Below are 26,661 nucleotides of genomic sequence, written 5' to 3'. Positions count from 1 at the left end.
TAGGCCTCAATCGCCGATGATCTGCATCACCAGCGGCTGGGCGGTCAGGCTGTGCGATCCTTCCAGAATCCGCATGGCTTCGCTCACGGCGCTTTCCGGCACTTCATGGGTGACAAGGGCCAGGATCACTTCGCCGTCATCGTCCGGATCGCCCTTCTGGATCAGGCTTTCGATCGAAACGCCCGCATCGCGCATGGCCGCCGTGATATCGGCGAGCACGCCCGGACGGTCGGGAACCGTGAAGCGGATGTAGGACCGGCCGAGGCGGTGGCCGGTCGGTGCCGGTTCCATCGCTTCCAGATCGCCCGCGGGCATCGAAAACGCCGCGCCTTTCTCGCCCCGGGCGATGTCGATGATGTCGGCGACCACCGCGCTCGCGGTCGGGCCATCACCGGCACCGGCCCCCTGAAACAGCAGGCGGCCCATGAAATTGCCCTCAGCCACGACAGCGTTGGTCGCTCCATCGACGTGGGCCAGCGGGTGATCGAAAGGCACCAGATGCGGCCGCACACGCTGGAGCAGACGCGGCACGCCTTCGCCGCGGTCGATTTCCGCCGTGCCGATCAGCCGGATCACATAGCCCAGCGCACGGGCCTGTTCGATGTCCGCAGCCTTGACCCGCGAAATACCCATCGTCTCAACTGCATCGAACCGCAGCCGCGCGCCGAACGCGATGGACGCCAGGATCGCCAGCTTGTGCGCGGCGTCGATGCCTTCGATGTCGAACGTGGGATCGGCCTCGGCATAGCCCAGACGCTGTGCCTCGGCGAGCACGTCGCCAAAGTCCGCGCCCGTGTCTTCCATGGTCGAGAGGATGTAGTTGCAGGTGCCGTTGAGGATGCCGTAGACCCGGTCTATCGCATTGGCCGCCGCGCCTTCACTCAGCCCCTTGATGACCGGAATGCCCCCGGCCACGGCGGCTTCGAACTTGAGCGGCACACTCGTCTGCTCCGCGCTCGCGGCCAGTTCCAGGCCATGATGGGCAATCATCGCCTTGTTGGCCGTGACAAGCCCCTTGCCGTGCTTGAATGCCCCGCGCGCCAGAGCCAGTGCCGGGCCATCGGAACCGCCGACCAGCTCCACCACCACATCGACATCGCCGCGCGCCGCCATCGCCACCGGATCGTCTTCCCAGGCATAGGGGGACAGATCCACACCGCGGTCCTTGCTCCGGTCCCGCGCGCTTACGGCGGTAATGCGGATGGGCCGCCCGGCGCGGCGCGCAATCAGGTCCGCGTTCGTCTCGATGAGACGGACGACTCCCGTTCCAACAGTTCCCAGACCAGCCAGTGCGATTTTGAGCGGTTCAGCCATAGTGCTCCCTTTCGGGAGCGCGCCCTAGGGCAGGCGCGGACGAATTTCCAGCGCCTTCACACGGGGCCGGGCCGTCAGGACAAATTGCGGCGGCACACGCCGAGTTCGCCTAGCACCATGCGGTAGTCGGCTTCCGCCTGCCTTTTCGCGGCAAAGCCATCGGACACGTTCGCGCCCGGCGGCGGCATGTTGGGCAGGAAGCAGGCCAGGCGATACCAGGTCAGCGTGCCGGGCTGGGGAGGACGCCCCATGTCCGCCACCAGCTCCGAAAACGACACGCCCCAGACCGGCGGGCCGCTGCCATCGTGGCGGACCGTGATCGAAGCGGCAGAACCGTCTTCGGTCTTGAGGAATATCTGCGTTTCGCCTTGCCCGGCCAGATTTCCGGGAACGTAGAAGAGTTCGCGCACCCCGGTCACCTTGGCGGGCGCATCGGGCGAGACCAGCGACTGGAGCACACGGCGCAGCCGCGCTTCGCCTGCGGCAGTGCGTTCCCATTGTGCGGTGGGGGAGACCAGCTGCAGCTCGCCGGGGTGCCCGGGAACCGCGCGGGCGAACAAAAACACGCTATGTTTTTTTAACTTGGGCGGTTTGCCTCGCGCATCCAGCGGCAGGTCAACAAGGTATTTGACCGATTCGCCCAGCGGCGCACTGCCGGTCAGCAAGGCGCGGGTCTTTGCCTCGATGTAGAAGCGGCCATAGCCCGGCTGGAGTCCCGGTGCCCGCTCGTTTTCCACACGCAACATTTTCGCCACTTCCACCAGCACCACCAGACCGGCCGAATCGGCCAGATCGGCAATGTCCGCGAACGTCGGCCCGGGGTCCTGCGGACCGGCCGGCTGGGCTGCGGCCGGAACTGCGCAAACCGCCAGAATCGCACCGCTCAGCGCCGCCAGGAGGGGGTTCGATTTGACTGGCATCAACAACTGTCTCCGTGGAAAAGCGGCAGGTTATAAGCACCTGCCGGAACGGGCACAAAATCGCGCGAATGGACTTTGGCATACCCCTGCATGAATTGCGGGTTAACCCTTGCATTGCCGATAAGGCGTTGCGCAGGGTGGGCATCGCCGCTAAGGAAACTCGCGAAACGGGGCGAATAATACAAAAATGCTCCTCGGTCCGCTTGCCCGTCGCACGCTTACGGCTGGTGGACTGTCAGCCGTCAGGGTGGGTAATTTAGAGTTTCGTCATGGGCTCCGCTTCTGGGGGGAGGTCATGGGCGCCCTTGGGCTCGTTCATGTTTGGACTTGTTCCGGGGCTTGGTAATGGAGTGAAGGGTCTGAATGGCTTACGCTGACCAGCAAATGAGCGGTAACAAGATTACTGCGCTTGTCATTGTCGCGCTGATCCATGTCTTCGTCGGCTACGCCCTGGTCACGGGTCTTGCCTATGAGGCGGCGAAGAAGGTGATCAGCAAGGTAACGACGGTAGACATCAAGGAAGAGAAACCGAAGGAGGAAGAGCCCCCGCCGCCGCCTCCGAAGCAAGAAGATACGCCGCCGCCGCCCATCGTGGCGCCGCCGCCGCCGATCAACATTGCTCCGGCCCCGCCGCCGGTGCAGACCGTGATCACCCCGCCGCCTCCGCCGCCCGTAGTCATCCAGACTGCAGCGCCGCCGCCTCCGCCGCCGCCTCCGGCGCCGTCCAAGGCTCGTGGTGTGTCGCCCAAGGGGCAGAACCGGTGGGCAGCCCGTATCCAGGCAAACTATCCGACCCGCGCTGCGCGTGAAGAGCGTGAAGGCCGCGTCGGTGTGCGCGTCACGATCAACAGTGATGGCCGCGTCGATTCCTGCTCGGTGACCAGCTCCAGCGGCAGCTCCGATCTGGACGAGGCGGCTTGTGACGGCATGACCCGTTATGCCCGTTTCAATCCGGCCCTCGACGCTGCGGGCAATCCGACCAGTGGGAGCTATTCCACTGCGATCGTTTACAGGCTTAACTAATTGACGGCTCCGATCGGAGCGCCTGGCTCCGGTCCTATCCTGCATTCTTCTTGAGAGGTAATTCGCATGCTTATCGTTGATATTCTTGCCGCTGCCGGTGAAGCTGCACCGCAGAACAAATTCGGCTTCGTTCAGGCTCTCGAACAGGGCGGCTTCATTGCCTATGCCACTGTGATCATCCTGGGCATCATGTCGTTCGGCTCGTTCTACATCCTGTTCACCAAGTGGTTCGAACAGTCGAAGATCATCCGCCAGTTCAACGCCGTCCGCACCTCGTTCTGGAAGGCCCCGACCCTGAAGGAAGGCGCCACCAAGCTTGAGAAGAACAGCGCATGGCGCCAGATCGTCGACGACGGCGTGAAGGCTGAAGAAGAAGCTTCCAAGCTCAAGGACCCGACCGAATCGCACGACTGGCTGCACGGTTCGCTGGCCCGCTCGGAAGCCACCATCAACGCCCGCCTCGCCGGCGGCCTGCCCTTCCTCGCCACCGTCGGCGCGACCGCACCGTTCATCGGTCTGTTCGGTACCGTTGTCGGCATCTACCGCGCCCTGATCGCCATCGGCCTCGCCGGTTCGGCCTCGATCGACAAGGTTGCCGGCCCGGTCGGTGAAGCTCTGATCATGACCGCGCTCGGTCTGCTCGTCGCCGTTCCCGCCGTTCTCGCCTACAACTACCTGCAGGCCCGCAACAAGCGCATCGCCGAGCTGCTGACCGGCTTCTCGACCGACGTCCTTGCCAACATCGCCTCGGGCGGCGCCGTCAAGCCCGCCATGGCCGCTGCTCCGGCCAAGCCTGCCGCGCCTGCCAAGCCGGCTGCCGCTCCGGCCAAGTCGTAAGGAGCACGGGTCTGCGGAGCCGGACATCCGGTTCCGCTTTCCCGCAGGGGATACAGGCGGCGGTATGTTGCATGCGCCATCCGCCGCCCTCCCCCAGGCAACGCAAGGATTAGGATAAGACTATGGCGATATCCACGGGCGGAGGCGGTGCAGACGCACCGATGTCCGACATCAACACGACGCCGCTCGTCGACGTCATGCTGGTGCTGCTGATCATCTTCCTCATCGCGGTCCCGGTCGCGATCCAGACGATCGAAAAGCTTCACATTCCGGTCATCGTGGCCGTCGAATCGAAGGACAAGGTTGAAAACCTTCTTCTCACCGTCTCGACCACCGATGATGCCGGCCGCAGTGCAGGTGAGCCCGGTTACGAGGGTGCATCGCGCAACGGCGATTGCCGCATCTACTTCAACAACATCACGCCGGTCACCTCGAAGGAACTGCGCGACAAAGCCTTCAAGCGCCTCGACAACATCGTCAAGCGCGCAGGCGGCCCCGAGCAGCTGATGGCGAATCCGGATCTGATTCCGCAGGTTCACATCCGCGGTGACGTCAACGCACCGTGGCGGTGCATTGCCGGCGCGATCTACAACGTCCAGGTCTCGGGCTACCCGACGGTTGGTTTCATCACCAACCCGATCGACCCGAACGCGTGACGTTTCGGCAGGAACAGGAGTAACTTTCCATGGCAATGTCAGGCGGCAGCGACGATGGCGCACCGATGATGGAGATGAACACGACGCCGTTGATCGACGTCATGCTCTGCCTCCTCATCATGTTCATCATGTCCATCCCGGTTGCGACCCACTCGATCGACATCGACCTGCCGGTCGCGACCCCTCCGACGGACACCCCTCCTCCGATCGACCCGGTCAAGAACAAGGTGGTTCTCACCGTTGACGGCAAGATCATGTGGAATGGCACCCAGATCGGTTCTCAGCGTCTGCTGACCACGCTCCAGGCGACCACCCGCATGGATCCGGAGCCCGAACTGCAGTTCCAGCCCGAGCCCAACGCCAGCTACGAGCTGTCGGCTCAGGTTCTGCAGGTCATCAAGGCCTCGGCCGTGACCAAGTTCGGTTTCGTCGGCAACGAGCAGTTCTCGGAATTCGGCAAGTAAGCCGGAACCCGATCGGATCTTTCGACGATCCCACGAAGGGGCGGAGCAATCCGCCCCTTTTTTGTTGCCCGAAAAGACGGTAGAGTGCCTCCCGGCGCGGAGCAGTCAGAAAGGACTTTGCTCATGGCATCTGCCGCGCCTGCCGTTCCCCAGGATCCCATCGCTGCGATCAACACCACGCCGCTGATCGATGTCATGCTGGTGCTGCTGATCATGTTCGTGATCACCATCCCGGCCGCCACCAACAGCGTCGACATCGACCTGCCGGGAAAGAGCACTCCGCCACCGCTCGCGGCCGATAGCGTCAAGAACAAGGTCGTGCTTACCGGGCAAGGCCAGGTGCTCTGGAACGGCGTGGCCGTTACCGGACCGCAGCTTGCAGCATTGCTGCACCAGACTATGCGCATGCCGATAGAACCCGAACTCCAGTTCGAACCCGAAGCCGACGCCAGCTATGATCAGGCCCTGCGCGTGGTCGATACGATCAAGGCCTCTGGCGTTACCCGCTTCGGTTTCGTCGGCAACGAACGGCACCGCCAGTTCGGCAAATAAACGGTGTCAGAGCCCGCCGTCATCACCGGACGGCGGGTCCACCCGCATCGCCATCGCCGCCAGGCTCTCGGCCTCCACCAGCAGGTCGTCATCCGCCGCGCCTGAAGGCAGGCTTTCGCGCCCGATCATCGAAAGCGCGGGAACGGCCAGCGGGCTGATCCGGTCAAGCTGCACATGATCCACCTCGCGTGCGGCCCGGTCGAGCACGTCGGCCACGCGCGCGACATCGGTCATCCGCGCCCGCGCATCGGCCCAGGCAGCTTCGATCAGCAAGTGATCGGGCTCGTACTTCTGCAACACGTCGTAGATGAGATCGGTGGAGAACGTGACCTGCCGCCCGGACTTGCGCTTGCCAGGATGCTGGCGCTCGACGAGCCCGGAAATCACCGCCACTTCGCGAAAAGCCCGGCGCAGCAGATAGCTTTGCTGCACCCAGTCCACGAATTCGTGCGTCAGGATATCGGGCGAGAGCAGCGATGCCGGGTCTTCCACCGGCTTCAGCCCCCAGATCACCAGCGTATAGTCGGTGGCGACGAAGCCCAGCGGCCCCAGCCCCCGCTCCTCCATCCGCCGCGTGATCAGCATGCCCAGCGACTGGTTGGCGTTCCAGCCTTCGAACGTGAAGTAGCTCGTATAGGCGAGCCCCTGATGCGGAAAGCTCTCCACCAGCAGGCGCCCGGGCGCGGGCAGGTGCGAGCGCCAGTCCTGCACTTCCAGCCATTCGCGCACATCGTCAGGGAAGCGTGCCCAGCCTGCCCGGTCCGCCAGCATCGCCCGCACCCGCCCGGCCAGATGGGTGGAGATCGGCATGCGCTGGCCCATATAGCTCGGGATCGTCGCGGAGCGCCGCGCCGCGCGCACGACAAGGTCGAGATCCTTGAGCGATTCCACTTCCAGATCGAGCCCGGCGAAGCGGAAGGTATCGCCCGGCTTCAGGCTGGCGCCAAAACCCTCCTCCACCCGGCCCAGCGAACGACCGTTGCGGAAGCGCACTTCCAGCATCTCGGCATCGACGATGATCCCCGCATTGAGCCGGTGGCGCGCGGCATGTTCCGGGTGCGTCAGCCGCCAGGTTCCGTCCTTCTCGCGCACGATGCGGCGGAAGCGGTCATAGGCGCGCAGCGCGTAACCGCCCGTCGCCACGAATTCCAGAACGCGGGCGAACACCGCCTCGTCCACCCAGGCATAGGCCTGCGAGGAGCGCACTTCGTCCAGCAGCGCCGCTTCGCGAAACGGCCCGGCGCAGGCCATGGCCATGACATGCTGCGCCAGCACGTCGAGCCCGCCGCGCCGGAAAAGTTCGCCATCGCGCTGCCCCTCGCGCACCGCCTGCTGCGCGGCGAAAGCTTCAAGGAATTCGAAGCGGTTGCCCGGCACCAGCAACGCTTCGCTCGGACAATCGAGCCGGTGATTGGCGCGTCCGATCCGCTGCAACAGGCGCGAAGAGCCCTTGGGCGCCCCCATCTGCACCACCAGATCGATATCGCCCCAGTCGATGCCGAGATCGAGACTGGCGGTGCAGACGAGCGCGCGCAGTTCGCCGCGCGCCATGGCGCCTTCCACCTTGCGCCGTGCCTCTTTCGACAGCGAGCCGTGGTGGATGCCGATCGGCAGGTTCGCCGCGTTTGCGGACCACAGTTCCTGAAAGATATATTCGGCCAGAAAACGCGTGTTGGTGAAGACCAGCGTGGTGCGGTGCGCGGCGATCTGTTCGATGAGCTGCGGGATCGCCCAGGTCGCCGCATGGCCGCTCCACGGGATGCGCTCCTCGCGCGGGAGCAGGATCTCCACCTGCGGATCGGCGCCCTCCTCGCCTTCCACCAGCGCGGTGCTGCCGATATCCCCCCAGGGCGCGAGCCAGCCGCGATAGGCATCGGGATCGGCCAGCGTCGCCGAGAGCGCGGCGCGCTGCAAACCGGGGCTCAGCGCCTGCAAGCGGGCGAGCGAGAGCGCCAGCAGATCGCCGCGCTTACCTGCGGCGAAAGCATGAACCTCGTCGATCACCACCCGCCGCAAGCCCGCGAACAGCTCCGGCGCCTCGGGATAGCTGAGCAGCAGGGACAGCGATTCGGGCGTCGTCAGCAGCACATGCGGCGGGCGCGCGCGCTGGCGTGCCTTGCGATCGGACGGGGTATCGCCGCTGCGCGTCTCGACCCGGATGGGCAGGCCCATGTCCTCGATGGGGGCAATCAGATTGCGCTGCACATCGTGGGCCAGCGCCTTCAGCGGAGAGACATAGAGCGTGTGCAGCCCTTCCGGCGGCGGTGCCGCGCCCAGCCGCGAAGGGCAGAACGCCGCCAGCGTCGGCAGGAACCCCGCCAGCGTCTTGCCCGCCCCGGTATCGGCCACCAGCAGCGCGTGCCGCCCGGCATCCGCCGCCGCCAGCATCCCGGCCTGATGGCGCCGCACGCGCCACCCCCGCACATCGAACCACGCGGCGATTTCGGGCGGAACCCCGCCAGCCTCAGTCACCGGACCGGTCCGCTCTGGAATGCCAAGTCATGCCCGTGGTGGAGCACATAAAGGCCGTGCCGGAAAGGTGGTCTCTCACCCGGAAATGCCGATAGAACCTTGCGGATGCTTTCGCCTTGCCCGAAGAGCCGGGAGGCAACGATCTGGCAGCACCCATCATGACCGCGCTTTCCGGCTATTCCCATCTGATCAACATCGCCATGGGCCTTGCCCTTGGCCTGCTGGTGGGGCTGCAGCGCGGCTGGGTACTGCGCGAACAGGCCTCCGGATCGCGCTTTGCCGGTATCCGCACGTTTGCGCTGATGGGCCTGGCGGGCGGCATTGCCGGGGTTCTCTATGACCATGCGAGCGGCCCCGCCACTGCCCTGCTGGCCGCCGTCATGGTGCTCGTCCTGCTGGGATACGAGCGCACCGCCCATGCCAGCGGGCGGATCGACGGCACTTCGGGCGTGGTGGCGCTGCTGACGCTCGCCAGCGGATTTCTGGTCGGCACCGGCGAGCGGCTGACCGGCACCGCCGTTGCCGTCGTCATGGTGCTGGTGCTGGCCATGCGCGAACAGCTTCACCGCTGGGTGCGGCATCTCACCGAGAAGGAAGTGCTCTCGATCGCGCGCTTCGCACTGATCGCGCTGGTCATCCTGCCGCTGCTGCCGGACCAGCCCTATGGCCCTTACGAGGCCTGGAATCCGCGCAAGCTGTGGATGGTGGTGGTGCTCGTCTCTGGCTTTTCCTTCGCGGGGTATTTCGCCGCGCGCATGCTCGGCCCCACCCGCGCGGTGATCGCGACGGCCGCGGCGGGATCGGTGGTGTCCTCCACCGCCGTCACGGCCTCGCTGGCGACGCGGATGAAGGAAGGGACTGCCGGAACGCCGATCCTGGCGGCGGGCATCTCCACCGCCTCGGCCGTGATGTACCTGCGCGTGATGGTGCTGACCGCTGCGCTGGCCCCTTTCGCGCTCGGTTCGCTGATACGGCTGCTGGTGCCGGGTCTGCTGATCAGCCTGATCCTCACCGTCTGGTATCTGCGCCAGGTTCCCAAAGGCACCGCGGCCGAGCCGCAGGACAAGATGGAGATGCGCAATCCCTTCGACCTGCTGCCCGCTTTCGTGCTGACCGCGCTGGTCATGGTGCTGACGGTCGCCGCGCGCTGGATTCTGGAGCATTTCGGAGACCGCGAACTGGCGCTGGTGCTGGCGGTATCGGGCACAGTCGATGTCGATTCGACGATCATCACCATGGGCAACCTTCCCGCGAACACGCTCCCCTCCGTGACGGCGGCGGTAGTGCTGGCCACCTCGGTCACGCTCAACACCCTGTTCAAGGCTTTCGTTTCGGCCAGCGTCGGGGGCTGGAGCAAGGGCAAGCACGGCGCCCTGCCGCTGGCGGCCAGCGCTGTGGCGGTGATCATCGGCGCGCTGGTGCTGGTTTTCTAATGCGTGATCGTTTCACTTTGAATCGTCATTGCGAGGTCCGAAGGGTCGGAGCAAATCAGAGCGCAGTGGCACCGCTCTGGATTGCTTCGCTTCGCTCGCAATGACGAGTATTTCACGCAGAGATGGTTATCTCTAACCGCGCGAGAGGCCGCAAAGCGCAAGCTGCGCGTCGATCTCGCCGATCAGGCGCTCCAGTCCCGCCCCGGTATCGCTTTCCGCGCGCGCCGTCAGCACGGCCTGCGTGTTCGAGGCGCGCAGGAGCCACCAGCCGTCTTGCGTCGTCACCCGCACGCCGTCGATATCCACGACTTGCGCGCCCGCTTCGGCGAGCCGCGCGCGGACTTCCTCCACCGCCGCGAACTTGCGCGCTTCGGGGGCGGGGAAGCGCAGTTCGGGCGTGCTGAACGTCTCCGGCATCGCCTCGCGCAAGTCCGCCAGCGTCCGCCCCAGCCGCACCACCGCCGCCATCAGCCGCACCGCCGCGTAGAGCCCGTCGTCGAAACCGTAATAGTCATCGGCGAAGAACACATGCCCGCTCATTTCGCCGCCGAGCAGAGCGCCGGTCTCCCGCATCTTCGCCTTGACCAACGAATGCCCGGAGCGGCCCATCACCGGATGCCCCCCGTTGCGGGCAATGGCATCGAACAGCGTGCGCGAAGCCTTGACATCCGCCACCACGGTAGCGCCCGGATGGCGGCGCAGCAGATCCTCCGCGAATATCGCGATCAGCTGGTCGCCCCAGATCACCCGCCCACTGCCATCGACCGCCCCGATCCGGTCGGCATCGCCATCGAAGGCCACGCCGAAATCGAGCTTTTCGCGCGCGACCAGCGCTTTCAGGTCTGCAAGGTTCGCCTCGATGGTGGGGTCGGGATGGTGGTTGGGAAAGTGGCCGTCCACTTGGGTGAACAGCAGATGGTGTTCGCCTGGCAGGCTCGCGGCGAGCCTCTCCAGCGCGGGCCCGGCCGCGCCGTTGCCTGCGTCCCAGCCGATCCGCAGAGCGGAGAGCCCCGCCGGATCGACGCCTGCCAATCCTTCCAGCAACCGCGCCACATAGGCATCGAGGACCGCGCGCTCCTCCGCACGGCCAGCACCCTCGTCCCAGTCCCCAGCCGCCGCCATGGTACCGAGCCGCTGTATATCCGCCCCGTAGAACGGCCTGCCCTGCAGCACGAACTTGAAGCCGTTGTGATCGCGCGGGTTATGGCTGCCCGTGATCTGAATCCCCGCATCGATATCCCCGCCCGAGGCTTCGGCGTAATAGAGCATCGGCGTGGGGCCGAGCCCGATGCGCACGGCCGTGGCACCGCTGGCCATGATGCCTTCCACCAGCGCCCGTTCCAGCGCCGGGGAGCTGAGGCGGCCGTCATAGCCCACCGCGATACGGCTGCCGCCTACGCGGTGCACCGCCGACGCGAAGCTGCGGCCGATGGCATAGGCGTCCGCCGCGTTCAGCGTCACGCCTGTAACGCCGCGAATGTCATATTCGCGCAGGATTTCCGGATCGAACCGGTGCCGCTTCAAGAGCGCGGGTCCAGCGCCAGTTCGGCCAGCAGCAGATCGCGCGCGGCGTTGGCTTCGTGCACCTGCTCGCTGCTGCCGCCCCGGTCGGGGTGGATCCGGGTGATCCGGCGGCGGTGCGCGTCGAGGATGTCCTGGCGGCTGGCCTTTGCGCTCACGCCGAGCACTTCGCGGGCATGGGCGGCGGCAAAGGACGGACGCACCTTTTTCTTCTGCCAGGGCCAGCGCCCCGCGATCAGGCGCCAGGCCACGCAGGCCAGCACGATGAGCCAGATCAGCTTCACGCCCGGACCGCTTTCATGCCGCAGCCCGTCCTATTCGGCCGCGAGGGCGGCGTCCCGCGGCGCCCGCACCGGCATCGGCAGCTTGAGCCCGGCCACAAGGCTGCGCAGTTCCTGCCGGGCAACGAGGTGGCTGGTGCCCAGTTCGCCCAGATAGCCCTTGTCGAGCAGCGTCAGGCCCGAGGGAAACAGCTCGCGGTAGATAACGCGTTCGGACAGGCCGCTCGCCACACGGAAACCAACGCGCTTGGACAGCTCGGACAGCGCCCCTTCGAGACGGCGCATATTGCGCGCTTCCACATGCTGCACGCGGTTGCGCACCACCACCCAGTCCATTTCCTTGCGGCCTTCGCTCAGCGTCTTCTGCCCGCGCTTCTTGCGGGTTTCCCACATGAGTTCGGCATAGAACGAGAGCTTCTTCACCTTGAAGGTCTCCCCTTCCACCTGACCGATCAGGTCGAAATCGACGAAACTGTCGTTCAGCGGCGTCACCAGCGTATCGGCCGTGGTGGCTACGTGGCGGGCAAAGGGATCGTCGCGGCCCGGCGTATCGAAGATCAGGAAATCGTAGCCATCGGCGATCTGCTCGGCGAGATCGTCCAGCTCGGCGAGATCGTCCCCGTCATAGACCGCGAAGCGTGCGCCCGGCAGCGCGATCTCGCGCTTGCGTTCGGTCTCCACCCGGTTTTCCAGATAGCGAAACAAGGTGCGCTGGCGCGGATCGAGATCGATCGCGGCAACATTGGCGCCCTGATAGGCGAGCGCGATGGCGACGTGCACCGCCGTGGTGGACTTGCCGGTGCCGCCCTTTTCATTGGCGAAGACGATACGATGCGCTGCCACGGTCTTTGATCGCTTTCCTGCTGCGGGACGGCCTGACCGGACCTTCCGCGAGTTCAAATAGATTGCCGCACAGGGCGCGCCGCGGCTAAGGGGCGGCGCGTCCACCGGCAAGGCCATCATATCGGAGCAGCCCCAGCCAATGCAAACCGTCCACAGCCTTGATCCACTGCGCCGTGCCGTGGCGCATTTGCGGGAAGCCGGTCCGCTCGCGCTCGTGCCCACCATGGGCGCCTTGCATGAAGGCCATCTGACACTGGTACGCGAGGCGAAAAAGCACGCCGCCAGCGTGGCGGTCTCGATCTTCGTCAACCCGCTGCAGTTCAGCCCGGGTGAGGATCTGGACGCCTATCCGCGCCAGCTCGAACGCGATTGCGCATTGCTGGAAGCGGAAGGCGCCGATCTCGTCTGGGCCCCCACCGTGGACGTGATGTACCCGCAGGGTTTCGCCACCAACATTGCGGTCTCGGGCGTCAGCGAGGGACTGTGCGGCGCGGACCGGCCCGGCCATTTCGACGGCGTCGCCACCGTGGTGTGCAAGCTGTTCCACCAGGTCTTGCCCGATTTCGCCCTGTTCGGCGAGAAGGACTGGCAACAATTGGCCGTGATCCGCCGCATGGCCCGCGACCTCGACCTCACCCGCCCCCATGCGGACAAGATCCTAGGCGTGCCCACCGTGCGCGAGGCGGACGGGCTCGCGATGTCCTCGCGCAATGCCTACCTCTCGCAGGAAGAGCGCGGGCAGGCTGCCACCCTGCCCGCCGCGATGAAAACCGCCATCGCGAGCATCGAGGCCGGCAAGGATGTAAACGCCGCCCTGCACGCCCTCGAAACCGCGCTGCGGGCTGCCGGTTTCAGCACTGTCGACTATGCCAGCTTGCGCGATGCGCAAGACCTGACCGAACTGGACAGCCGGTCCGCACGGCCCATGCGCCTGCTGGTGGCCGCACGGATCGGACGCGCCCGCCTGATCGACAACATGGCCGTATCGCCCGCAAGCTGCTAAATCATCTTACTGACATCGTCATTTGTTCAAAGGCCAATGGCGGCCTAGTTCTGACATGTCGTGGGACTGGGCACCCCCGCATTTCGCGATGCGGCAGTAACAGAGGGCAGATCTGATATGAAGAAATTCGTTTGCGCGCTCAGCGCATTGGCTGTTGCGTTGACGGCGGCTCCGGCGATGGCCGCCAGTAAGTCTTCCGCACGCAAACAGCAGGAACAGGGCACGCAGGAAATTCCCGTCTGCACCCGCAATCTCGGCACCGTGGCCATTGTCGAGCCCGACACCAAGTGGTGGCGCGAACTCAGCCTGGGCAGCCCGGAAGCGATCCTGCGCGTCTTCGTTCAGCGTTCCCACTGCTTCACGCTCGTCAACCGTGGCCGCTCGCTGCGCAGCAGCGCGATGGAACGCGCCCTCGCCGAACAGGGTGAGCTGCAGGCCGGATCGAATATCGGCAAGGGCCAGATCAAGGCCGCCGACTACTTCCTGCAGCCCGACATCGTCTCCACCAACAGCAATTCCGGCGGCGGCGGCCTCGGCGGTGTCCTGGGCGGCATCGGCGGAGGGCTTTTCGGCCGCAGCGTCGGCGCCATTGCCGGGGGCATCAGCGTCAAGAAAGGCGAAGCGAACGTGACGCTTTCGGTCGTCAATGCGCGCACCACTGTCGAGGAGGCGCTGGTCGAAGGCTATGCCCGCAAGTCCGACGTCAGCTTCGGCGCAGGCGGCGGCGGTTTCTTCGGCGGCACTTTCGCAGGCGCAGGCGGCGGCGGCTACCAGAACACCAAGATCGGCCAGATCATCGTGCTGGCCTACCTCGACGCTTACACCAAGCTGGTAACACAGCTCGGCGGCCTGCCCGAAGATGCCGCCGAAGCGGCACCGGAAGCACACTGACGCTCCCAACGCGGCCAGAAGGGAAGGCAGCCTGTGGGCCCGCCTTCCCTTCCCGCATGGAAATCCGGTATCCTGCCGGGTCTGGCATTCGCGATTCTGAGATTCACGATTCCGAAAATCATGCAAGGCGTGCGATACCGGTACGATGGGCAGCAACGAAGGGGCACCGCAGGATGAGCGGGGCAGAATGACCAAGCTCAACATCCTCTATATCGAAGACGATGCGCGCGCGGCCCTGCAAGTGCAGGAACTGGCCGAGGCAACCGGCAACACGGTCGTCTGTGCCTCCACCGGCACGGACGGGCTGCGCCGGGCCGGTGTCGAACGCTTCGATGTCATCATCCTTGACCGCATGCTGCCCGATCTTGACGGGATCACCCTGCTCTCACGGCTGCGGGAAAGCGGAATCGGCACGCCCGTGCTGATGCTCTCGGCGCTCGGCCGCACGTCCGACCGTGCCGAGGGGCTGGACGCCGGAGCGGACGACTATCTGGCCAAGCCCTTCGAGGCGGAAGAACTGCTCGCCCGCCTGCGCGCGCTCCACCGCCGCGGTTCGGGCCGCGAACACAGCGCCGTCATTCTCTACGGCGCGTTCGAATGCCATGTGAAGGCGCGCACCGCCTTTCGCGAGAACCGCCACCTTTCGCTGAGCCCCAAGGAATTCGACCTGTTCCGCTATTTCATGGCGAATGCCGGCGAAGTGCTGACGCGAGAAATGCTCCTGCGCGACGTGTGGAAGATGAATTTCGATCCGCAGACCAACGTCGTCGACGTCAACATCGGCCGCCTGCGCCGCAAGCTTGAGGATGGTTTCGACACCCCCGCGCTCGAAACCATCTGGGGATCGGGCTACCGGCTGCTGGACGGGCGGTGACGCACCTCGTCGCGATCCGCCATTCGATCTTTGCGCAGATCGTCCTCTGGGCGATCTTCACTGCGGCCGAAATCACCTTCGGGCTCTGGCTCCTCACCGACAGCACGATCCAGCGGACCAACCGCCAGGCGCTGGAACGCACGGTTGACCTCGATGTGGCGGGCATGGTGGACATCTTCGCCAGCGGCGGTGCCGAGGAGCTGTCCAAGCGCATCGAGGACCGCCTGTCTCTCCAGCAGCGCAATGGCAATACGGCGCACTATCTTCTGGCCGATGCCGAAGGCCGCCGGATCGCCGGCGACATTCCGGACTGGCCCGCACTGCGCCCCGCAAACGGTAACGACGCCGAAATCCGCCTGGAAGACGGCCGGAAGGCTTCCGCCCGCACGGCCCAGCTGGGGCCCGGGCTCCGGCTTCTGGTGGCGCATGAGCATCACGATCTCGACGTGCTGCTGCGCCAGGTTGCACTCGCCTTTCTGAGCGGCGGCATTCTGGCCGTTCTGGCCGTTGCCCTGGGCGGCTGGATGGCCGCGCGGCGGCTTGCCGGGCGTATCGAGAAGATCAACGCCGCGTTCCGCCAGCCCGGCGATTCGGCGCTGGAGGAACTTTTCCTCGACACCGGCGGCCGCGACGAGATCGACGAGCTGACCACGCACTCGGCCAATACCCTGGTCCGGCTCAAGCGTCTCGCCGCCGCGAACCGCGAAACCACCGACCATGTCGCGCACGAAATGCGCACGCCGCTGATGCATCTCGACAACCGGCTGGTCAAAGCGCTCGCGGCCACGCCGGACACCGAAACCGCCGCCCGCATCGCCGATGCCCGCACCGAGATCCGCGGGATCATCCGCATGCTCGAATCGCTGCTCGACATTGCCGCGAGCGAAGCCCGGCGCGGCGACCGGCACGGCCTGGCCCCGGTCAACCTGAGCGTTGTCGCCTCCCGCCTCGGCGAACTCTATGCCGACAGCGCCGAGGAGACCGGCCGTGCGCTCAAGCTGGATATCGAACCCGGCGTTGTCATCGAAGGCGAGGAAATGGCCCTGACGCGGCTGATCACCAACCTGCTCGACAATGCCTTCAAGTTCGTGCCCGCAGGCGGCACGGTCTGGCTCGTGCTGCGCAAGGGCCCCAGGCTCGTCGTCAGCGACGATGGCCCGGGCGTTCCCGAAGAACAGCGCGAAACGATCTTCGAAAAGTTCAGCAGGGGCGAACGCTCCGCAGGTCCGGAAGGCGCCGGGCTCGGCCTGGCCCTGTGCCGCGCCATTGCCGAACGCCACCACCTGGAAATCATGCTCGTGCCTACCAACAAGGGCGCCTGCTTCAGCGTGGCCCCGGAGGCCAAACGCTGAACCGCACCGCAGCGGCGCGCACCAATAGCGCACGGACATACAGAGAAGGTGTGTTGCCAAGCCCCGATGATTGTGGCAATCGCGCTGCGCTTGCGGGACAGTCCACATCACCCGGCCTGTAACCCGCCAGCCCTGCCAGCAAGCGAGACCGACGGTTTCCTGCAGGCATGCGGGTGTAGCTCAATGGTAGAGCAGAAGCTTCCCAAGCTTACGACGAGGGTTCGATTCCCTTCACCCGCTCCATTTTCCAGTCTAGCCAAGTCCGTATCTGTCTGGGCATATCCCTGAAATCCGCGATATTTAGCGAAAATTAGGCCGCATTCGTTCAATCACGTTCACATTCAGCCGCCGTCCACTGGGGGTATGATTGGGGAGTGTAGGCGAAGTGGCTAGATCGATACCCCCATGCCTGGGGGTATTCTTGGAGTGTCGGCCCGGATGAGGCTGATTTCGCTATGGCCCTTACTGACGTTACAATCCGGAATGCCAAGCCGGGACCGAAGCCAGTCAAGCTGGCGGACGGCGGCGGCATGTTCTTGCTTGTCACCCCAGCCGGGGGAAAGCTGTGGCGGCTCAAGTACCGTATCGATGGGCGCGAAAACTGCTGGCAATCGGTGCCTATCCCGAAATTGGGCTCGGCGAGGCGCGCCGTCGCCAGGAGGAAGCGCGAGAACTGATCGCCCTTGGTAAAGACCCGTCACGCGAGAAGCAGCGGGACAAAGTGCGCGCTCGCATACAAGCGGCAGACACGTTCGCGGCGATTTGCGACGAATATTGTGAGACGCGCCGCCGCGGCGGCTCCAAAGGCTGGGCACCCGCCACTGCCAAGCGGAGCGAATATCTGCTTTCTCTGGTTTGTGGCTCCATCGGTAAGTTTCCGATTGGCGAGATTGAACCGCCTGATGTGCTGACGGCTATTCGCAGGATTGAAGGCAAGGGAAAGCTGGAAAGTGCGCGGCGCAGCCTGCAATTGGCTGGCGCGGTGTTTTGCTATGCTGTGGCCACGGCCCGGCTAGCGTCCGATCCTTGAGCCGGGGAAGGTGGGCGAACTGCTGCGGGCGATAGACGGATATGAGACTTGGGATTACTCGGCTGGCGCTCCAACTGGCTCCCCATGTCTTTGTACGGCCCGGTGAGTTGCGCCACGCCCGCTGGGATGAAATCGACCTGGATGGGGCGCTCTGGACCGCATCAGGCACCCTCGCGCAGAGGCAGGATAGGTGCATGCACTTAGTTTGCCCTCACCCCCCATAAACCCTGTTTGCCTTAACCATTCGGTAACAGGCACACTAGGACGCAAGGGGACACGGGGTGAGTGGACTGGAAACTCTCCTTATCAAAGCCAAAGGCGCGGTAAAACGCGGTGAGACCGATGAAGCGCGCGCGCTCTATCGCAAGGTGCTCGACAAGCATCCGCGCAATCCGCGCGCCCGCGCGGGGCTGGAAGCGCTGGAGGCAGCGCACAACAACCCCTCGCAGCAGCAGTTCGATGCGATGGTCTCCGCCTATCAGTCCGGCCGCATGGACGAAGCGGCGCGGCAGGGCCACGCCCTCGCCGAAGCCTATCCGCATTCGCACGGCGTGCAGAACCTGCTCGGCGCCGCCCTGCTTGCCCTCAACAACTATGCCGGCGCGGAACAGGCTTTCCGGCGCGCGATCGAGGCGGACCCGAACCATCCCGCCAGCTACAACAACCTCGCCATTTCGCTGCGCAAGCAGGAGCGCCTGAGTGAAGCCGAGGCGATCTACCGCGAGGTCATCGCCCGCAAGCCCGGCTACGCCGATGCCCAGTACAATCTGGCCAACCTGCTGCAGATCGCCGAGCGCGACGAGGAAGCTGCCGAACACTTCGCCGCCGCTATCCGCATCGATCCGAACTATACCGAAGCGCACTACAACCTGGGCAACCTGCTGGCGAAAGCGGGCCGCCGCGAAGACGCTATCGCATCCCTGGCCAATGCCGCGCGCCTGAACCCGGCCCACAGCGATGCATTGAACAACATGGGAGGCGAACTGCTCGCCCTCGAACACCTTGACGAGGCGGTCAGCGCCTTCGACCGCGCGCTTGCAGCCAATGCCAGGAACAGCAAGGCCATGGTCAACAAGGGCAAGGCTCTGGTGCTCAAGAAAAAACTTCCCGATGCCATCGCCTCGTTCCGTGCCGCTCTGGACGTCGATCCCGCCAATCACTCCGCGCGGCTGCAGGCTCTGTTCGAGGAAGCGCATATCTGCGACTGGAGCAAGCGCCGCGAGTTCGTGCTGACCGAGAATGCCGAACAGGCCTTCTCGGCGCTGCCCTTCATCGACGATCCGGCCCATCAGTACCGCAGCTCGCAAAACTGCGCCCGCGTGCAGTTCGCGGCGGTACCGCCGGTGGACATGCCCTCACCCGCACCGTCCGCCGACGGACGTATTCGCATCGGCTACTTCTCCGGCGACTTTCACGGCCATGCCACGATGCACCTGATGTCGGGCTTCTTCCGCGAGCACGACCGCTCCCGCTTCGAAGTGCGCCTCTACAGCTACGGCCCGGTCAACGAGGAGGATCCGGCGCGCATCGAACTGCGCAAGAACGTGGATGCCTTCATCGAAGCCGGCAAGATGCGCGACGAGGAGGTCGCCGCCTTGGCCCGTGCCGACAATCTCGACATCGCGGTGGACCTCAAAGGCTATACCCGGGGCTCACGCGTTCGCTGGTTCGGCCATCGTCTCGCGCCTGTGCAGGTCAGCTTCATGGGATATCCCGGCACCGTCGCCCACCCCTGCATGGACTATTTCATCGCCGATCACGTGACGATGCCCGAAGGGGCCGAACAATGGTTCAGCGAGAAAGTCGTGCGGCTCGCCCACTGCTACCAGGCCAACGACAACTTGCGCGAAATCGTGCCCGACACCAAGGGCCGCGCAGGCTGGGGCCTGCCGGAAGACGGTTTCGTCTTCGCCAGCTTCAACCACACCTACAAGATTTCGCCGCGCGAATGGGACATCTGGATGGGCCTGCTGCGCGAAGTGGAAGGCAGCGTGCTGTGGCTGCTGCGTTCGAACGAATGGGCCGAGGATAACCTGCGCCGCGAAGCAGCGGCACGCGGGGTCGATCCCGCACGCCTCGTGTTCACCCCATCCATATCGCACGGCGAGCACCTGGGCCGCCTTGTCCACGCGGACCTGTTCCTCGACACTTTTGCCGTCAACGCCCACACCACGGCGAGCGACGCCCTGTGGGCGGGCCTGCCGGTGCTGACACTGACCGGGCGGCAATTCGCCGCACGCGTCGCCACGAGCCTTGTCAGTGCGGCGGGACTGCCCGAACTCGCGGTGGACAGCGAAGAGGCCTATGCCGCGCTGGCCCTGTTCCTCGCCCGCGATCCGGCCCGCCTCGCGGACATGCGTGCCCGCCTGACGGCCAACCGCGCGGCCTTGCCGCTGTTCGATACGGTACCGTATACCCGCCGGGTGGAAACGGCTCTGGAGCGCATGCACCAGCGGCGGCTCGAAGGACTGGCGCCCGGTCATTTCGACGTGGAGTGACGACAGACACTGCCAGCACACGTCATATCCTTGGCATGAAAGGCCAAATTAACTTCTGCAGATACAGAATCTCTGATACCTAGAAAGGGATTCAAAATCGAATCAGCAACAGGGGCATCTACAATGCGCATGACTAAACTTCTGGCTGCGGTCGCCGCTTCGTCGCTGATCGCGGCGCCGGCTCTGGCCAATACGGCAGCGCCGCTTTCGATTGCGAAGGTGGCGAACATCAAAACTTCGACGTCCGCAAAGAAGTCGAACAAGATTCTCGGCCTGGGCGCCACCACCGCCGCTATCATCGGTGCCGGAATTGTCGCTGGCGCGGTGATCATCGCCACCAACGACGACAACAATTCCGATAGCCCCTGATCCCTGCTTCCTGCAAATTCAGAAAAGGCGGTTCCGGCAGGAGCCGCCTTTTTTTGTTGCCCAAGGCATGCGTGAGCGGCGGCAGCTCGGTCCGTTACGCCAGCACCGCTTCTATTGCAGCGTCGCGCCGTCCTTGTCGTCATCGCTGGTGCGGCCGAAGAATTGCATGAGCTGCACCAGCAGCTCGCACCGGGCGGCGATACCCGGCGCTTCCAGCAGGGCCTGCTTGGCCGCCGGGTCGAACGGAGCGATCTGCGAGACGCCGTTGATCAGTGAGTAATCGTCCAGCCGGGTCACTTGATCCCAATCGACCGCATAGCCCTGCGCATCGGCAAAACGGCGCGCCTCGCGCTCGAAGCTCGCCCGTTCGACCGGAGCCAGCACTTCGTCCTCATCCTCTTCCAGCAACTCCCCTTCGACTTGCCGGAACGGTGTCGTCACATCGAGCTCGTTCACGATGCGAAAGCGCTGCTCGCCCTCCAGCACGATGTTGAAGCGCCCGTCTTCCAGCGCCTCGACATCGCCGATCCGGCCCAGGCAGCCGATCGAATAGAGCGGCGCGCCTTCCTCGGCTCGCTGCGGCTGGATCATGCCGATCAGCCGGTCGCGCGCCAGGGCGTCGCTCACCATCGCCCGGTAGCGGGGCTCGAAGATATGCAGCGGAAGCTGCAAACCCGGATAGAGAACCGCGCCAGGCAAGGGAAAGATGGTGATCCGCGCCAAGGGCTGCTCAGCCGAACAGGACGGTCGAAAGCTTGCGGCGCGTGGCCGAGACCCACGGATCTTCCAGACCGACCGCCTCGAAGATCTGCAGCAGCTTGGCGCGCGCGGCCCCCTCGTTCCATTCCCGGTCGGCCGCGACCATCGCCAGCAACGCACCGGCCGCGGCATCGCGCTCACCCGCCGCGAAAGCGGCATTGGCATAGGCCAGCTGCGCCTCCATGTCTTCGGGACGGCTGGCGGCGGCAGCCTTGAGAGTGGCCAGCTCGCTGTCCTCCGGCTTGTCCTTCGCCAGTTCGAGCGCGGTGCGGGCCCGTTCCAGATGCGGATCGGCGGCCACTTCCGGCGTCAGGCCGCCCAACACCTGCCCGGCTTCCTCCAGCCGCCCGGCCACCACAAGCCCGCGGATCAGGCCGGACAGCACTTCGGCATTGTCCGGCACCATTTCCAGAATCTGCATGAAGATGCTGGCGGCACGCTCGCCGTCGTTGGCGGCCAGGGCTTCTTCGCCCATCGCGATCAGCGGCGCGATGTCCTGCTGCGGCGCGGCGCCTTCGGGCTGCACCGGCAGCTTTTCCAAAAGCTGATCGAGCATCTGCTTGAGCTGCGATTCGGTGCGGGCATTGGTGAGATCGGCCACCGGCTGCCCCTGGAAGATCGCATAGACGGTGGGAATCGAGCGCACCTGGAACTGCGAGGCGATGAACTGCTCTTCATCGACATTGACTTTGGCCAGCAGCACGCCCTTGTCTGCATATTCCGCCGTGACCTTTTCGAGCACGGGCGTCAGCGCCTTGCACGGCCCGCACCATTCGGCCCAGAAATCGAGAACCACCAGTTGGGTCATCGAAGGTTCGGCCACCGTCTTGCGGAACCGGTCTACTGCCTTCTGCTCGTCGAGATTGAGCCCCATGCTGGCCAAAGTACTTGCTCCCATATCCTGAATGCAGCCCCCTAGATCGGGTTTCCTGCGCGGTTTGTGAAGGGTGAAAGCATCCACAGCCCCTCACCGTCACCCGGGCCTTTGCCCCATCGCGCGGGCGCTTGCAAAAAAAAATGCAATTCCCTCTTGCCGCCCCCCGAACCCCCTGCTAGTGGCGCGCCTCACCCGGCGGGAATGACCTTCCGCCAAGCGCCAGAGCGGGCGTAGCTCAGGGGTAGAGCACAACCTTGCCAAGGTTGGGGTCGAGGGTTCGAATCCCTTCGCCCGCTCCAGTTTTTCCAGAAAATTTGATGATCCGAAGAATCGGGGACAGCCTGATTTCGTGTCAGTTCGCGCTGTTTGCAGCCACGGCTGCACTTGGCTGCCGCAGCGCGCTCACAGTTCGCCTGCTGCAAAGCCAAGCGTGGAAAGCAGCGCCGCGCGGGCCGTGCGGCACTGGTGCCAGAGGCCGGGCTCGCCCAGATCGCCGGGCGCGATGCGTTCGGGCCAGGTCCGCTCGATCACTTCGGCGATCCGGTCGCACGCCGCCTCGTCCAGCAGGAAGCGAGGATCGATGGCCGCGTGGGCCTCTTCGCTCACCGCGACGCGCAGCCGCAGGCAGGCGGGCCCGCCGCCGTTGCGCATCGATTCGCGGACGTCGACGACTTCCAGGTGCCGGATGGGATTGTCTGCCGCCTTCACATCTTGCAGCCAGGCCCAGACTTCGGGGGTATCACGCGCCTCCTGCGGCAGGATCAGCGCCATATCTCCGCCCGGCAGCGTGACCAGCTGCGAATTGAACAGATAAGAGCGGACCGCCGCGTCCAGACCGACGCGCTCCGCCGGGGCTTCCACGATCACCGCTTCGGGCAGCCGCGCCCGGATCGTGCGATAGACCTCGTCCCGTTCGGCAAACGCCTGTTCGTGGGTGAACAGCACATTCTCGTTCGCGACCGCCACGACATCGTTGTGAAAGGCCCCGGCGGCAATGGCCGCATCACTTTGCCGCACAAGCGCAAGGTCCGCCTGCGCCAGCCCGTGCCTGCGGGCCACGGCGGCACTGGCGGCGCGATGCTGGCGCGCCGGGAACGGCTGCCTGGCCGAGCGCTCGCCATAGACGAACAGTTCCAGACTGCGCCCGGCATGGCTGAGCCCTAAGCGCATGAAGTTGGCCGCGCCTTCATCGCCCAGCCCGGCAGGCAGCGCCGGATGGACCGCGAAATAGCGCTCGTCGGCAAAGGCCAGCCGGAGCTGGCGCAGCGTCTGCTCATGCTCGATGCTGCGGTGGAGCATCGTCGAAAGGTTTGCCACGCTCAGATGACAGCGCCCGTCTGCCGTATCGGGCGCAGGCGAGACCGTCGCCGCATTCGCAGTCCACATGGCGGACGCGGACAGGGCATTGCGCAGCAGCGCCGGTTCCTGCTGCCATGCAGCCCGGCACACGGCATCGTCATCGCCAGTGAAGCCCAGCGCCCGCAGCCAGCCCGTATCGGGCCGGTCATGCGGCAGGAACAGCCCCTGCGGCAGGCCCAGCGCCAGCATCCGCCGCATCTTGTCCAGCCCTTGCAGCGCCGCTGCGCGCGGAGCCGAAGCCGCGCCCGCATTCCGGGCGGATGCGATATTGCCGAAGGAGAGCCCGGCATAGTTGTGGCTGGGGCCGATCAGCCCGTCGAAGTTGATTTCGCGCATCGGCGCTGCCTTTCCTGTCACCGCGTTTCTTCTCCGGCATGCGGCATGATGCCCTCGGTCTGCCCGGTCATGTCAACACGTTCGCCCGCCTCGAAGCCCGCGGCCGGACAGGCCCAGATTAATACCTCATAGAGAATTTGCATAATTCCCGATCTCAAGGCATGTAAAAAGCCTGAGAATAGCCATCAGTTGATGAGTTTTACGAATGAACTACGATGACCGGCGCAGGCTGCCGCCGATGGCGATGCTGCACTGTTTCGAAGCGGCGGCCCGGCTCGGCTCCTTCACGCGCGCGGGCGAGGCGCTGCGGCTGACGCAGAGCGCGGTGAGCCGCCATGTCTCCAATCTGGAACAATGGCTGGGCGCCGCGCTGTTCGACCGGAACGGGCGCCGGGTGGTGCTGAACGATACCGGCCGCCAGTTCCTCGAAGACCTGGCCCCCGCGCTTTCCGCCATTCGCCGCGCGGCCGGGCGGCTGATGGACCCGGAGCCGGAACACGTGATCGAACTGGCGGTGCTGCCCGGCTTCGGCATGCGCTGGCTGGCCCCGCGCCTGCCCCGGCTGACCCAGAAGCATCCGGACCTTGTCGTGAACATCTCCGCCCGCACCGACATATTCGATTTCGCCCGAGAACCGTTCCACGCGGCCATCCATGTCGGCGGCCCGGACTGGCCCGGCGCGGAGCACGACCTGCTGTTTCACGAACATGTCGTGCCGGTGGTGTCCCCGGCAGTGCAAGACAAATACGCCATCACCCGCCCGGAAGACTTTCTGCGTGTGCCCTTGCTGGTGCAGTCCCGGCGCAAGGATGCGTGGTCGCGATGGTTCGCGTTGACCGGCGTGCCCGCACCCGAAGCGCGCAGCCTGCCCAGCCTGAGCCATTTCCTGATGCTGGCCCAGTCCGCCAAGGCGGACGGCGGCGCGGCCCTGCTCCCCAGCTTCCTGATCGCACCCGAACTGGAGGCGGGAGAACTGGTGATCCCGGTGAACGTGCCCTTGCCCGAAGACCGCAGCTATTGGCTGGCCTTTCCCGAAGCGAGCCGGAAAACACCGGCCTTGATGCTTTTCCGGGACTGGATTCGCGAAGAATGCGGACTGATACGCCCTTCCGGCAGCGGTCAGGCCGCCGGATAAGGCGCGAGAGTGCTGCTGTTCTCGTCAATGCCAACGGCACGCCCGATGGCGGGGAAGACGCGCGGCGGCTTTCGTCCGGCCAGCTCTGGGTCAACCCGGATTGCGGCCTCAAGGCCCGCACATGGGAGGACGTGACGCCCGCGCTCCCCGGCGTTCAGCGGATGGGATAGCTCGCCAGCTTCACGCGCAGGATTTGCGGGGCGGCGGTGAAGTTCAGGCCCCAGTCCACCTGATCGCCATTCCACACCCGCTGGAACACCCAGTGGCCATCCTTGTCATAGGTGCCTTGCTCGACCCGGTCGATCAGCAGGTTGGCGCGCTCCGGATCGGTCAGCGCGAAATCGACGCGGGCGAAGAAGCCGGTGACGAGGAATTCGTCCGGCGCGAGCTGGGCGATCGCCACCCCGCCGGAGGGATAAGGATTGCCTTTGGGTTTCGCCGGGCCCCAGTCTCCGGTGCCGTAGCTGATATGGGCGGTATATTTGCCCAGCTTGAGCGTCTGCCTGTGGCCCTCGGCATCGCCTTCCGGCTCGGCCGCGCCCCAGGTCTTGCCTTCGAAGGCAAGCCGGGCCCACAGGCGCGCGATCGGGGCGAAGAGTTCGTAGTTCGCCGCGAAAGGCGCGATCGCCTGGGCATCGAGTTTGGAATGGACCGGGCGGCTGGGCAGATAGCGCAGCGGATCGATGCCGAAGGGAGACCAGCCGATCGCCCCGCGCCCTGCCGCCGCAAAGAAATAGCGCGCGTATTCCTTGGCATGGCCGGTCTCGGGGACGAACAGCGCGTTGTCCGGCCGGTCATAGGCGTCGAGGAAGCCGAGATAGGCCTTGTGCGCCGGATTGTAGATATCGGGCGCGACCAGATCGAGATGCGGCGCGGCGGCCTTGTAAACGTCGATCACCGTGTTCGCGGGCCCGCCGCTGGCATAAGTATTCGGGTCTTGCCAGGTGAAGGGATCGCCCGGCAGCGCCGCGTTGACGTACATCGGCAGCGGCTTTTCGGCCTTTCCGGCGGCGGCGACATGATCGATGTAGCGGGCCATGTGCCAAGCGTGGAAGTACAGCTCGGCATTGCGCCCGAACAGCGTCTGCCAGTTGCCCGGCCCCTTGCCCATGCGGCGGCGCAGCGCTTCGGGCACCGGAGCGGCGAACGCCGCGTTCGCCTCGCCCGAATGATCGCGCGCGAGGCCGTAGGAGCCTGCCTCGTTCTCAACCTGCACCATGATCACGGTATTGTCCCGGTCGGCCTCAGCCAGATGGTGCATCAGCGCGGCAAAGGCCCTGGCATCGGCGGCCTGCGTCTGCTGGCCGAAGGGCGAGAGCGCATAGTGCAGCGTGCCGTCGGGGCGGCGCATGCGCGGGAAGCGGGCATTGTCGAGCTTGACCCAGCGCGGGGTGTACTGCGGATTGGTGTTCTTCCAGCTGCCGAACCACAGCAGCACAAGCCGCACATGGCGTTCGCGCGCCTGTTTGAGCAGGAGATCGACGATGGCGAAATCGAAGCGCCCTTCCTCGGGCTCGATCTGCTCCCAGCCGACCGGCACTTCGACGGTGTTGACGTGCATCGCCGCCATCGTCGGCCAGACTTTGGGCAGGGCCCAGGGCCAGGTGCTCGAATTGTTGATCTGCGCGCCCAGCATCAGATAGGGCGCGCCATCGACGATCAGCGCGTGGCGGCCATCCTTTTCGGCGATATGGGGAAGCGAGTCCGGCGCGGCGCGGAGCGGCAGCGAGGCGGCCAATGCGGCCATCGCAGCCGATGCCGCTGCGGCGGCCGTGAACAGTCTTCTCATGTCTTTCCCCTCTTCGCTGCCGGAACGCCCTTCGACAAGCTCAGGGCGAGCGGAGGTGGTGCAAGTGTCAGGC

General features: G+C 65.3%; 27 protein-coding genes and 2 tRNA genes. 18 read left to right on the top strand and 11 right to left on the bottom strand.

Features of this window, described 5'->3' with window-relative positions; genetic code table 11:
• Window positions 1-6 precede the first annotated feature (6 nt).
• Window positions 7-1,314, bottom strand: a complete 1,308-nt coding sequence (locus MTR66_RS10515) for a homoserine dehydrogenase (RefSeq protein ID WP_243920674.1) — start codon at window positions 1,312-1,314, stop codon at window positions 7-9.
• A gap of 74 nt (window positions 1,315-1,388) precedes the next feature.
• A complete protein-coding gene (locus MTR66_RS10510; protein ID WP_243920671.1) occupies window positions 1,389-2,234 on the bottom strand; it encodes a hypothetical protein in 846 nt (281 codons plus the stop codon).
• Between the two features lie 363 nt (window positions 2,235-2,597).
• On the opposite strand from MTR66_RS10510, the gene MTR66_RS10505 reads away from it, so the two are divergent.
• The 5 genes from MTR66_RS10505 to MTR66_RS10485 all read left to right on the top strand — a co-directional run bounded on the left by MTR66_RS10505 (window position 2,598) and on the right by MTR66_RS10485 (window position 5,766).
• The gene (locus tag MTR66_RS10505) at window positions 2,598-3,257 is read left to right on the top strand and encodes an energy transducer TonB (protein WP_243920669.1); all 660 of its coding nucleotides are present in this window, start codon (window positions 2,598-2,600) and stop codon (window positions 3,255-3,257) included.
• Between the two features lie 66 nt (window positions 3,258-3,323).
• Window positions 3,324-4,094: a MotA/TolQ/ExbB proton channel family protein gene (locus tag MTR66_RS10500; protein WP_243920667.1), complete on the top strand. Its 771-nt coding sequence runs from the start codon at window positions 3,324-3,326 to the stop codon at window positions 4,092-4,094.
• A 122-nt stretch (window positions 4,095-4,216) separates the two neighbouring features.
• On the top strand, window positions 4,217-4,750 hold the full coding sequence (locus tag MTR66_RS10495; protein WP_243920665.1) for an ExbD/TolR family protein: 534 nt from the start codon (window positions 4,217-4,219) through the stop codon (window positions 4,748-4,750).
• 29 nt (window positions 4,751-4,779) lie between these two features.
• Window positions 4,780-5,214: an ExbD/TolR family protein gene (locus tag MTR66_RS10490; RefSeq protein ID WP_243920663.1), complete on the top strand. Its 435-nt coding sequence runs from the start codon at window positions 4,780-4,782 to the stop codon at window positions 5,212-5,214.
• A gap of 123 nt (window positions 5,215-5,337) precedes the next feature.
• Complete coding sequence (locus tag MTR66_RS10485) at window positions 5,338-5,766, top strand: ExbD/TolR family protein (protein WP_243920661.1); 429 nt, start codon at window positions 5,338-5,340, stop codon at window positions 5,764-5,766.
• A 6-nt stretch (window positions 5,767-5,772) separates the two neighbouring features.
• Here the strand turns inward: MTR66_RS10485 and MTR66_RS10480 are convergent, their stop codons facing one another.
• On the bottom strand, window positions 5,773-8,238 hold the full coding sequence (locus tag MTR66_RS10480; RefSeq protein ID WP_243920659.1) for a ligase-associated DNA damage response DEXH box helicase: 2,466 nt from the start codon (window positions 8,236-8,238) through the stop codon (window positions 5,773-5,775).
• A gap of 158 nt (window positions 8,239-8,396) precedes the next feature.
• Here MTR66_RS10480 and MTR66_RS10475 point away from each other — a divergent pair, with 158 nt between their 5' ends.
• Entirely contained in the window at window positions 8,397-9,671 is a 1,275-nt protein-coding gene (locus MTR66_RS10475; RefSeq protein WP_243920657.1) for an MgtC/SapB family protein, read from the top strand.
• A gap of 132 nt (window positions 9,672-9,803) precedes the next feature.
• Here MTR66_RS10475 and pgmG read toward each other — a convergent pair whose 3' ends face one another.
• The 3 genes from pgmG to MTR66_RS10460 are packed head-to-tail and all read right to left on the bottom strand — an operon-like array spanning window position 9,804 to window position 12,316.
• Window positions 9,804-11,195 (bottom strand): phosphoglucomutase/phosphomannomutase PgmG, encoded by a 1,392-nt coding sequence (pgmG, locus tag MTR66_RS10470; RefSeq protein WP_243920655.1) that lies wholly within the window; start codon window positions 11,193-11,195, stop codon window positions 9,804-9,806.
• On the bottom strand, window positions 11,192-11,476 hold the full coding sequence (locus tag MTR66_RS10465; protein ID WP_243920653.1) for a J domain-containing protein: 285 nt from the start codon (window positions 11,474-11,476) through the stop codon (window positions 11,192-11,194). Before MTR66_RS10465 ends, pgmG begins: the two co-directional genes overlap by 4 nt.
• Before the next feature lie 30 nt (window positions 11,477-11,506).
• Complete coding sequence (locus MTR66_RS10460; protein ID WP_243920651.1) at window positions 11,507-12,316, bottom strand: division plane positioning ATPase MipZ; 810 nt, start codon at window positions 12,314-12,316, stop codon at window positions 11,507-11,509.
• A 139-nt stretch (window positions 12,317-12,455) separates the two neighbouring features.
• On the opposite strand from MTR66_RS10460, the gene panC reads away from it, so the two are divergent.
• The 9 genes from panC (at window position 12,456) to MTR66_RS10415 (ending at window position 20,333) form a co-directional block, all read left to right on the top strand.
• Window positions 12,456-13,319 (top strand): pantoate--beta-alanine ligase, encoded by an 864-nt coding sequence (panC, locus tag MTR66_RS10455; RefSeq protein WP_243920648.1) that lies wholly within the window; start codon window positions 12,456-12,458, stop codon window positions 13,317-13,319.
• A gap of 117 nt (window positions 13,320-13,436) precedes the next feature.
• Complete coding sequence (locus MTR66_RS10450; protein WP_243920646.1) at window positions 13,437-14,210, top strand: CsgG/HfaB family protein; 774 nt, start codon at window positions 13,437-13,439, stop codon at window positions 14,208-14,210.
• 187 nt (window positions 14,211-14,397) lie between these two features.
• The gene (locus MTR66_RS10445) at window positions 14,398-15,084 is read left to right on the top strand and encodes a response regulator transcription factor (RefSeq protein WP_243920644.1); all 687 of its coding nucleotides are present in this window, start codon (window positions 14,398-14,400) and stop codon (window positions 15,082-15,084) included.
• Entirely contained in the window at window positions 15,081-16,436 is a 1,356-nt protein-coding gene (locus MTR66_RS10440) for a sensor histidine kinase (RefSeq protein ID WP_243920642.1), read from the top strand. The genes MTR66_RS10445 and MTR66_RS10440 overlap by 4 nt, the downstream gene beginning before the upstream one ends.
• 169 nt (window positions 16,437-16,605) lie before the next feature.
• A tRNA-Gly gene (locus MTR66_RS10435) sits at window positions 16,606-16,679 on the top strand.
• 212 nt (window positions 16,680-16,891) lie between these two features.
• Complete coding sequence (locus tag MTR66_RS10430; RefSeq protein WP_243920640.1) at window positions 16,892-17,113, top strand: Arm DNA-binding domain-containing protein; 222 nt, start codon at window positions 16,892-16,894, stop codon at window positions 17,111-17,113.
• A complete protein-coding gene (locus tag MTR66_RS10425; RefSeq protein ID WP_243920725.1) occupies window positions 17,038-17,466 on the top strand; it encodes a tyrosine-type recombinase/integrase in 429 nt (142 codons plus the stop codon). The genes MTR66_RS10430 and MTR66_RS10425 overlap by 76 nt, the downstream gene beginning before the upstream one ends.
• Before the next feature lie 281 nt (window positions 17,467-17,747).
• A complete protein-coding gene (locus tag MTR66_RS10420) occupies window positions 17,748-19,964 on the top strand; it encodes an O-linked N-acetylglucosamine transferase, SPINDLY family protein (protein ID WP_243920638.1) in 2,217 nt (738 codons plus the stop codon).
• A gap of 123 nt (window positions 19,965-20,087) precedes the next feature.
• Window positions 20,088-20,333 carry a hypothetical protein gene (locus MTR66_RS10415; RefSeq protein ID WP_243920636.1) on the top strand — a complete coding sequence of 82 codons (246 nt, stop codon included), beginning with the start codon at window positions 20,088-20,090 and terminating at the stop codon, window positions 20,331-20,333.
• 111 nt (window positions 20,334-20,444) lie between these two features.
• On the opposite strand, the gene MTR66_RS10410 is transcribed toward MTR66_RS10415, so the two are convergent.
• Together MTR66_RS10410 and MTR66_RS10405 are read right to left on the bottom strand one after the other, a co-directional pair.
• Window positions 20,445-21,056 (bottom strand): LON peptidase substrate-binding domain-containing protein, encoded by a 612-nt coding sequence (locus MTR66_RS10410; RefSeq protein ID WP_243920635.1) that lies wholly within the window; start codon window positions 21,054-21,056, stop codon window positions 20,445-20,447.
• Window positions 21,057-21,063: 7 nt separating this feature from the next.
• The gene (locus MTR66_RS10405) at window positions 21,064-21,966 is read right to left on the bottom strand and encodes a tetratricopeptide repeat protein (protein ID WP_243920723.1); all 903 of its coding nucleotides are present in this window, start codon (window positions 21,964-21,966) and stop codon (window positions 21,064-21,066) included.
• 227 nt (window positions 21,967-22,193) lie between these two features.
• Here MTR66_RS10405 and MTR66_RS10400 point away from each other — a divergent pair.
• Window positions 22,194-22,268 (top strand) — tRNA-Gly (locus MTR66_RS10400).
• 103 nt (window positions 22,269-22,371) lie between these two features.
• Here MTR66_RS10400 and MTR66_RS10395 read toward each other — a convergent pair.
• Together MTR66_RS10395 and MTR66_RS21225 are read right to left on the bottom strand one after the other, a co-directional pair.
• The gene (locus MTR66_RS10395; RefSeq protein WP_243920633.1) at window positions 22,372-23,664 is read right to left on the bottom strand and encodes an N-succinylarginine dihydrolase; all 1,293 of its coding nucleotides are present in this window, start codon (window positions 23,662-23,664) and stop codon (window positions 22,372-22,374) included.
• Between the two features lie 17 nt (window positions 23,665-23,681).
• Window positions 23,682-23,807: a hypothetical protein gene (locus tag MTR66_RS21225; protein ID WP_268740428.1), complete on the bottom strand. Its 126-nt coding sequence runs from the start codon at window positions 23,805-23,807 to the stop codon at window positions 23,682-23,684.
• A gap of 62 nt (window positions 23,808-23,869) precedes the next feature.
• On the opposite strand from MTR66_RS21225, the gene MTR66_RS10390 reads away from it, so the two are divergent.
• Entirely contained in the window at window positions 23,870-24,799 is a 930-nt protein-coding gene (locus MTR66_RS10390) for a LysR substrate-binding domain-containing protein (RefSeq protein ID WP_243920632.1), read from the top strand.
• Window positions 24,754-24,969, top strand: a complete 216-nt coding sequence (locus tag MTR66_RS10385; protein ID WP_243920630.1) for a hypothetical protein — start codon at window positions 24,754-24,756, stop codon at window positions 24,967-24,969. Before MTR66_RS10390 ends, MTR66_RS10385 begins: the two co-directional genes overlap by 46 nt.
• Here the strand turns inward: MTR66_RS10385 and MTR66_RS10380 are convergent.
• Window positions 24,954-26,588 (bottom strand): DUF5597 domain-containing protein, encoded by a 1,635-nt coding sequence (locus tag MTR66_RS10380; protein ID WP_243920628.1) that lies wholly within the window; start codon window positions 26,586-26,588, stop codon window positions 24,954-24,956. The two genes, MTR66_RS10385 and MTR66_RS10380, sit on opposite strands and share 16 nt — an antisense overlap.
• Between the last annotated feature and the right edge of the window lie 73 nt (window positions 26,589-26,661).

Source organism: Novosphingobium beihaiense, assembly GCF_022832375.1.
Classification (GTDB): Bacteria; Pseudomonadota; Alphaproteobacteria; order Sphingomonadales; family Sphingomonadaceae; genus Novosphingobium; species Novosphingobium beihaiensis.
This window is presented reverse-complemented; position numbering and strand designations above follow the sequence as displayed.

Bases quoted from the DNA above. Each gene is read 5' to 3' on its own strand.
- MTR66_RS10515 (WP_243920674.1), bottom strand. From the start codon at position 1,314: ATGGCTGAACCGCTCAAAATCGCACTGGCTGGTCTGGGAACTGTTGGA.
- MTR66_RS10510 (WP_243920671.1), bottom strand. From the start codon at position 2,234: ATGCCAGTCAAATCGAACCCCCTCCTGGCGGCGCTGAGCGGTGCGATT.
- MTR66_RS10505 (WP_243920669.1), top strand. From the start codon at position 2,598: ATGGCTTACGCTGACCAGCAAATGAGCGGTAACAAGATTACTGCGCTT.
- MTR66_RS10500 (WP_243920667.1), top strand. From the start codon at position 3,324: ATGCTTATCGTTGATATTCTTGCCGCTGCCGGTGAAGCTGCACCGCAG.
- MTR66_RS10495 (WP_243920665.1), top strand. From the start codon at position 4,217: ATGGCGATATCCACGGGCGGAGGCGGTGCAGACGCACCGATGTCCGAC.
- MTR66_RS10490 (WP_243920663.1), top strand. From the start codon at position 4,780: ATGGCAATGTCAGGCGGCAGCGACGATGGCGCACCGATGATGGAGATG.
- MTR66_RS10485 (WP_243920661.1), top strand. From the start codon at position 5,338: ATGGCATCTGCCGCGCCTGCCGTTCCCCAGGATCCCATCGCTGCGATC.
- MTR66_RS10475 (WP_243920657.1), top strand. From the start codon at position 8,397: ATGACCGCGCTTTCCGGCTATTCCCATCTGATCAACATCGCCATGGGC.
- panC (WP_243920648.1), top strand. From the start codon at position 12,456: ATGCAAACCGTCCACAGCCTTGATCCACTGCGCCGTGCCGTGGCGCAT.
- MTR66_RS10450 (WP_243920646.1), top strand. From the start codon at position 13,437: ATGAAGAAATTCGTTTGCGCGCTCAGCGCATTGGCTGTTGCGTTGACG.
- MTR66_RS10445 (WP_243920644.1), top strand. From the start codon at position 14,398: ATGACCAAGCTCAACATCCTCTATATCGAAGACGATGCGCGCGCGGCC.
- MTR66_RS10430 (WP_243920640.1), top strand. From the start codon at position 16,892: ATGGCCCTTACTGACGTTACAATCCGGAATGCCAAGCCGGGACCGAAG.
- MTR66_RS10415 (WP_243920636.1), top strand. From the start codon at position 20,088: ATGCGCATGACTAAACTTCTGGCTGCGGTCGCCGCTTCGTCGCTGATC.
- MTR66_RS10405 (WP_243920723.1), bottom strand. From the start codon at position 21,966: ATGGGGCTCAATCTCGACGAGCAGAAGGCAGTAGACCGGTTCCGCAAG.
- MTR66_RS10395 (WP_243920633.1), bottom strand. From the start codon at position 23,664: ATGCGCGAAATCAACTTCGACGGGCTGATCGGCCCCAGCCACAACTAT.
- MTR66_RS21225 (WP_268740428.1), bottom strand. From the start codon at position 23,807: ATGCAAATTCTCTATGAGGTATTAATCTGGGCCTGTCCGGCCGCGGGC.
- MTR66_RS10390 (WP_243920632.1), top strand. From the start codon at position 23,870: ATGAACTACGATGACCGGCGCAGGCTGCCGCCGATGGCGATGCTGCAC.
- MTR66_RS10385 (WP_243920630.1), top strand. From the start codon at position 24,754: ATGCGGACTGATACGCCCTTCCGGCAGCGGTCAGGCCGCCGGATAAGG.
- MTR66_RS10380 (WP_243920628.1), bottom strand. From the start codon at position 26,588: ATGAGAAGACTGTTCACGGCCGCCGCAGCGGCATCGGCTGCGATGGCC.